Annotated in this window: 4 protein-coding genes; 1 reads left to right on the top strand and 3 read right to left on the bottom strand. The window is 61.0% G+C overall.

Features of this window, described 5'->3' with window-relative positions:
- On the top strand, positions 1-3059 hold a 3059-nt coding region (locus PHD22_RS15675), incomplete at its 5' end, for a PAS domain S-box protein (protein WP_299868962.1).
- Here PHD22_RS15675 and pgi read toward each other — a convergent pair.
- The 3 genes from pgi to PHD22_RS15660 all read right to left on the bottom strand — a co-directional run.
- Complete coding sequence (gene pgi, locus PHD22_RS15670; RefSeq protein WP_299868959.1) at positions 3056-4696, bottom strand: glucose-6-phosphate isomerase; 1641 nt, start codon at positions 4694-4696, stop codon at positions 3056-3058. The genes PHD22_RS15675 and pgi overlap by 4 nt on opposite strands.
- Positions 4697-4762: 66 nt before the next feature.
- Positions 4763-5866 (bottom strand): NDP-sugar synthase, encoded by a 1104-nt coding sequence (locus PHD22_RS15665; protein ID WP_299868956.1) that lies wholly within the window; start codon positions 5864-5866, stop codon positions 4763-4765.
- A gap of 182 nt (positions 5867-6048) precedes the next feature.
- Positions 6049-6869, bottom strand: an 821-nt coding sequence (locus tag PHD22_RS15660) for an Rpn family recombination-promoting nuclease/putative transposase (RefSeq protein ID WP_299868953.1), incomplete at its 5' end; no start/stop codon positions are given.

Below are 6869 nucleotides of genomic sequence, written 5' to 3'. Positions count from 1 at the left end.
CCATGAACCCAACCAGCCAGCCTCTCCCTGCACCCGGTCGGCCCTGGGCGAAAACCCTCCTGCTGTTCTGTCTCTCGTTCGCCGTGGGTCTGGTCCTGGTGGGGATGAGCGAGCGGATACGCATCGAACACCTGCGACACGATCTGATCGAGGCCACGACCGATCAGGGCAGCCAGATCCAGCAGCACCTCAACCGTGGCTTGTCGGCCACTTACGCCCTGGCCGCCCTGGTGCGCCAGGGCAACGGGAAAATCGACGATTTCGAACAGGTGGCCAGCCAGATCCTGGCATTCACCGGTGAAGTCGGCTCCCTGCAACTGGCCCCCAATGGCGTCGTACAGAAAATTGCTCCCCTGGCGGGTAACGAGAAGGCCATCGGCCATGACGTGCTGAAGGATGAGCAGCACGCTGCGGAAGCCCGCCTGGCGCTCAAGACCCGTCAGCTCACGCTGGCCGGGCCTTTCAAGCTGAGCCAGGGCGGCCATGGCGTTGTTGGCCACCTGCCGGTCTTTCTCAGCCTTGCCGGCGGGAAGACGCGCTTTTGGGGCTTCGCCAATGTGGTGATCAACATTGATGATCTGCTCAAGGAAGTATCGACCCAGCGCCTGAGCGACAAGGGCTACCGCTTTGCCCTGTGGCGCAAGAATCAGGAAACGGGTCAGCCAGAAGTTTTTGCCGGCTCCGGGCCAGGCCCCTCCTCCGGCGCCCACCACTTCTTTTTATCCAGCCCATTGCACGGCCATGATTTCTCCTTTGATGTGCCCAACGGTGAATGGACGCTCTCGCTGGAGCCCGCCAACACGTGGTACGACTACCCGGGATTGCTCGGAAAACTCGCTGCCGCGCTGCTGGCAAGCCTGCTGATCAGTTTTGCAGGGCATCTCCTTTTCAGACAACCGCTGCTGCTGCGCCGGGAAGTCGAGACGCGAACCCGGGAGCTTGAACACGTACGGGATGCCGCCGAATCCGACAGGCAGGCCATGGCCGAAGCCAAAGCGGAGGCGCAGGCCGACCGGGAAATGTTCCGCCTGATCCTGGATTCGACCGCGGAGGGCATCTACGGAATCGACCTGAATGGCTGCTGCACCTTCAGCAATAAAGCCGGCCTGCAGCTACTGGGCTATGCCAGTCACGAGGAGCTGCAGGGGCGCGACATGCACGCGCTCATTCACCACACCCTGCCGGGCGGCGACCCTTTCCCGGTGGAAGACTGCCGGATTTTCCAGGCTTTTCAGCGTGGCAAGGGAACCCATGTGGTCGATGAATACTTATGGCGCAAGGATGGCAGCGGGTTTCCGGCCGAATACTGGTCTTACCCGATCATCTTCAACCACCAGATCACCGGCGCGGTGGTCACCTTCATCGACATCAGCGAGCGCAAGAAGACCGAGCAGTCCCTGCTTGCCTTCAAGGCGATCGTCGATTCAACGGACGACGCCATCACCAGCAAGACCCTCGACGGAATCATTACCAGCTGGAACGCGGGGGCCGAGCGTATTTTTGGTTATGGCGCGGAAGAGATCATCGGCCGCTCAATGCACCTGCTCATCCCTGAGGACAGAGTCAACGACGAAACCGCCATTCTGGAAAGCATTGCGCGGGGCGAACGTGTGGACCATTTCGAGACGGTCCGGCAAAACAAGGATGGGCAGCTCATCGATATTTCGATCACCGTGTCGCCCCTGATCGATCAGGACGGCCGGCTCTTTGGCGCCTCCAGTATCGCCCGGGATATTTCTGAACGAAAGCGCCTGGATGCCGCCCTGCAGGAGGCCGCCGCAAAATTCCAGGCCGTCTACGAGACCATCAGCGACGCCATCCTCATCCAGGACACCCAGACCGGCCAAATCCTCGACGTCAACGCGAGTGCCTGCCAGCTGTATGGCCACACCCGCGACGAGCTGCTGGCCCTCCATGTGGAACAGCTCAGCGCCAACGGCACCCCGTATGTATCCGATTCGGTCAAGAGCTACCTCCAGACGGCCAATCAAGGCGGCTGGATCACCTTTGAGTGGCAGGCCAAAACCCGCTCCGGCCGCGAGTTCTGGGTTGAAGTCACCCTGAAACCCTTTCAGCTGGCCGGCAAGCGCCTAGCGCTTGCCGTAGTGCGCGACATCGACCAGCAGAAGACCGCCTCGGAAGCCTTGAATCGTGCGCTGGCCGAAGCGGTCGCCCTCAACAAAAAACTCGAAGAAGCCCACCTGCATTTGCTGCAGTCCGAAAAAATGGCCTCCATCGGCCAGCTCGCAGCAGGTGTGGCCCATGAGCTGAACAACCCGATCGGCTTCGTCTCCTCCAACATGGGCACCCTGGAGGGGTATCTGCAGGAGGTTTTTGCAGTGATTTCAGCCTACGAAGCAGCGGAAGCAGACACCGGGGCACAGCAGGCAGGAAAGGCCGCCGTACACGCCCTGAAGCAGCAGGCAGACTTCGAGTTCCTCCGCACGGACATCTTCTCCTTGATGCAGGAATCGCGGGAGGGCCTGGCGCGTGTCACCCAGATCGTTGCAGACCTGAAAGCATTTTCCCATGTAGGTGAAGCAGGATTCCAATGGGCCGATGTGCACAAGGGGCTGGATCTCACCCTCAATATCGTCAGGAACGAGCTCAAGTACAAATGCAACCTGATCAAGAAATACGGAGATCTGCCGCCGGTTTTTTGCAACCCCTCTCAACTGAACCAGGTCTTCCTGAACCTGCTGGTCAACGCGGCCCACGCCATTCCCGAACGGGGAGACATCACCCTCTCCACCGGGTGTCAGGGAGATGAGGTTTTCATCGCGGTTTCCGACACAGGGACCGGCATTGCACCAGAGCACCTGAAGCGCATCTTCGACCCGTTCTTCACAACCAAGCCCGTCGGCAAGGGCACCGGCCTGGGCCTGTCCCTGTCCTACGGCATTGTTGAAAGCCACCATGGCCGCCTGCAGGTGGAAAGCGAGCTGGGGCGGGGAACCACCTTTACCGTGTGGCTACCCATCGGCACAGAACCCCAGGACGTGGAGCCCACCCCAGCGGCGGCTACAAACCCATCCGCCCCTGGGCAGGCGAGCCTTTAAAAATCCCCGTGTTCCCGGCACCAGGCGATCAGGTTGACCGTGGACGGGTCCAGCCCGGTGGTGGGGGCCTCCCCCTGGAGGGCGGGGAGCAGGCGGCCGGCGAGTTGCTTGCCGAGCTCCACCCCCCACTGATCAAAGGAGTTGATCCCCCACACCACCCCCTGCGCAAACACCTTGTGCTCATAGAGCGCCACCAGCATACCCAGGTTGTACGGGTCCATGCGGGGCAGAATGATGGTGGTGGAGGGCTGATTGCCGGCAAACACCTTGTGGGGCAACAGGGCCGCCATCTGGCTGTCGGGAATCCCCGCCCCCTGCAGCTCGGCCCGGGCCTCCGCTTCGGTCTTGCCAAAGGCCAGCGCAGCGCTCTGAGCCAGAAAGTTGGCCATCAACGGCGCCTGATGGCCCGGCAGCGGGTAATCACTCTGGGCCGTGGCGATGAAATCGCTGGGCACCAGCCAGCCCCCCTGGTGGAGCAGCTGGAAGAACGCGTGCTGACCATTGGAACCAATCTCGCCCCACACAATGGGATTGGCCTGACAGGCCAGCGGCAGGCCATCGCGCCCCACCGTCTTGCCATTGGACTCCATCTCCAGCTGCTGCAAAAAGCTCGGCAAAAACCGCAGGGACTCGTGGTAGGGCAGCACCGCGCTGGTGCTGGCCCCCAGAAAATTGGTATTCCACACCCCGATCAGGGCCATCAGCACCGGCAGGTTGCGTTCCAGGGGCGCCTCCCGAAAGTGGCGATCCATGGCCTCGGCCCCCGCCAGCAAACGCTCAAAACCATTCATCCCGATGGCCAGCGCAATGGGCAGGCCCACCGCCGACCACAGGGAATAACGCCCACCCACCCAATCCCACATGCGGAACACGTTTTCGGGGGGGAGCCCAAACGCCGCCGCCTTCTCGAGCGCCGAACTCACCGCCACAAAATGCAGGGGCAAGGCCCGCTCCGCATCCCGCCCCGCCGCCGCACACAACCACTCCCGGGCGGTCAGGGCATTACGCATGGTTTCCTGGGTAGAAAAGGTCTTGCTCGCTACCACAAACAGGGTAGAACGCGGATCCAGGGAATCCAGTAGGGGCGCCAGATGGGCACTGTCCAGGTTCGACACGAAATGCATCCGCAAACCCCGCCGCTGGTAGGACGACAACGCCCCCACCACCATCTTGGGCCCCAGATCCGAACCGCCAATCCCGATGTTCACCACATCCCGGATCGCCTCACCCGAAAACCCCCGCCACAACCCCGCCCGCAGCTTTTCTGAAAACGCCCGCATCTGGGAACGCACCTCGCGCACCTCGGGCATCACATCAAACTGGGGCGACGGAAACGCATCGAGCTTGAGATAACGCAGGGCCGGATGCAGCACCGCCCGCCCCTCGCTCACGTTGATCTGCTCTCCCGCAAACAGCCTGGCCCGCCAGCCCCGCAGATCCGCCGTTTCAGCCAGATCGATCAAGAGCTTGAGGGTGCGCGCATCGATACGCTGCTTGGAAAAATCCACCAGCACATCATCCAGCTTGACCGACAGGCGCGAGAACCGCGCCGGATCCTCGGCAAACAGCGCCCGCAAATGGCGGTTACCCACCGCACACCGATGTTCCACCAAAGCCCGCCAGGCGGGAGAAGTCATGTTAGACATAATTCATCAACCGTAATGGCCGAAATCCCTTCGGCCCTACAACAACGCGCGAAAAAATCAGGCGCGCGCATCACCCCAGCGCAGGACGCAGGCATCATCCCCCACATATACCGCATCCCCGTTACGGTCCACGCAATACTGGGGCGACAGGATCTTCTCGGTAAAGCGCATCCCCTCCCCCACCCGCGTGTAGTCGAACAGAATGCTCTTTTCCACCCGGCAGCCCGCCCGAAGATGACTGCCGTGGCCAATCCAGGCAGGCCCAATCACAGAGGAACCAGGCTCGATACGCACATTCGACCCGATATACACCGGCCCCACCACCTGAACGCTGTCCCAGGCCACCGACGTGTTCAAGCCCACCCAAACCCCCGGCCGGATCTCCTTGCCCGGCATGTGCATCTGGGCCACCTCCCCCCGCAGCACGCGCTGCAGCACATCCCAATAATCCGTCAGCCGGCCAATATCGATCCAGTTGAACTCCTGGCGCTGGGCATAAAAGGGCACCCCCAGTTCCACCAGCTTGGGAAACAGCTGGCTGCCGATGTCGTACTCCACCCCCTCCGGAATGTACTGCAACACCTCGGGCTCAAAAATATAGATGCCGGTACTGGCCAGCCGCGACAGGGCCTCCTCGGGCCGGGGCTTTTCCTGAAAGGACTGAATGCGGCCCGCCTCATCGGCCACCACCACCCCATAGTTCTTCACCTGCTCCAGGGGCACCTCCACGGTCACCACGCTGGCCAGCGCCCCCTTGGCCTTGTGCTCCGCCAGGGCCGCCGTAATGTCCAGATCGACAACCGCATCCCCACACAGCACCAGGGTGGTTTCATCAAAGAACCCGCCAAAATCCTGGATACGCCGCATCCCCCCCGCCGACCCCAGGGGCTTGGGCACAATATCGCCGTGGTCACGCAGCCCCTCGTAGGAATAGCCCATCTCCACGCCCCAGCGCCGGCCATCCCCAAAAAAGTTTTCGATCTTGTAGTGGTTGAACGCCACGTTCACCATGATCTGGCGCACCTCATGCTTGGCCAGATGCTCAACCAGATACTCCATCAAGGGCTTGCCCAAGATCGGCACCATCGGCTTGGGCACATTCTTGGTGAGCGGGCGCACCCGCGTTCCCTGGCCAGCCGCCAGAATCATTCCTTTAGCCATAACACGATCCTTGAATGCCGCAAGCCGGAAAGCCCCGGACACAAATGACAACGGGCACGCATTATCGCGCACCCGTTTTTGACAGTACAAATAAATACCTGCTCATCTACCCGCAGGCATGGCCATCCGGATCCAGATCCGAGGCTTGAGTCGCCCCTGGGCAAGCGTGCAGGAGACCCATCTCACGGACGGAAGACCTCATCCAGACTCCCCGCATCCAGAACACGCTCCATCCAGACATCGATCTGCGCCACCGGAGCCGCGCCGATCCTGGCCACGAGCTCGCCCGGCAAAGCCCCAAAGCGCCTGGTCAGCAGCTTCTGGAGGGCACGGGCTTCGCCCTGCTCGATACCCTGCTGCTGGTGCTTCTGGGCCCACTGATCAAACCGCTGTGTCAGGTTCATTTTCAACTCCTTCAAATCGCGCACCTTGGGGAGCGCCAGGCTTTGTCCGCTCTGACGCAAGAGTAACGCACGGATCCAGATCGCAAAAATACGCTTGAGCTCAGGCTTGCCATCCAGCAACTCGTTTACAAAATCAATCAGCCCCAGCAGCGCCTGTTCGTTTTCCGGGTGCTCGAAACGAATGATCGCCGCCACCAGGTTCTTCAGCCCGGACAGTTCCGCCTCGCTGTACTGGTTCTCGTCGATCAGCAGGTATTCCAGCTTCGGCAGGAATCTTGCCACCAGCCCCGGAGCCTTCGGGATCAACGCCGCAATGTCGGTCGCCGCACTCCATCTTGCGTCCCCGTTATAAAGCACGATCGGCAACACCGGCGGCAGCTTCCGCTCCGGCAGCACCTCACCCCGGCGAATCAGGTCCTGATACAGCAGACCAACATAAGTCATCATCCGCACAGCCATCCAGGCATCAACCGTACTCTGGAATTCAATCAGCAGATACAGGTAGACCCACTCCCCATCCGAATCAGCAGGATGAGCAGAAGAGCGAAAAGAAATATAAAAACCGGATTCATGATTTACCTCAAAAAAGGCTTTATCAT

This window comes from Zoogloea sp., assembly GCF_028693495.1.
In the GTDB taxonomy this organism is placed as follows: Bacteria; Pseudomonadota; Gammaproteobacteria; order Burkholderiales; family Rhodocyclaceae; genus Zoogloea.
This window is presented reverse-complemented; position numbering and strand designations above follow the sequence as displayed.

Bases quoted from the DNA above. Each gene is read 5' to 3' on its own strand.
- PHD22_RS15665 (WP_299868956.1), bottom strand. From the start codon at position 5,866: ATGGCTAAAGGAATGATTCTGGCGGCTGGCCAGGGAACGCGGGTGCGC.
- pgi (WP_299868959.1), bottom strand. From the start codon at position 4,696: ATGACTTCTCCCGCCTGGCGGGCTTTGGTGGAACATCGGTGTGCGGTG.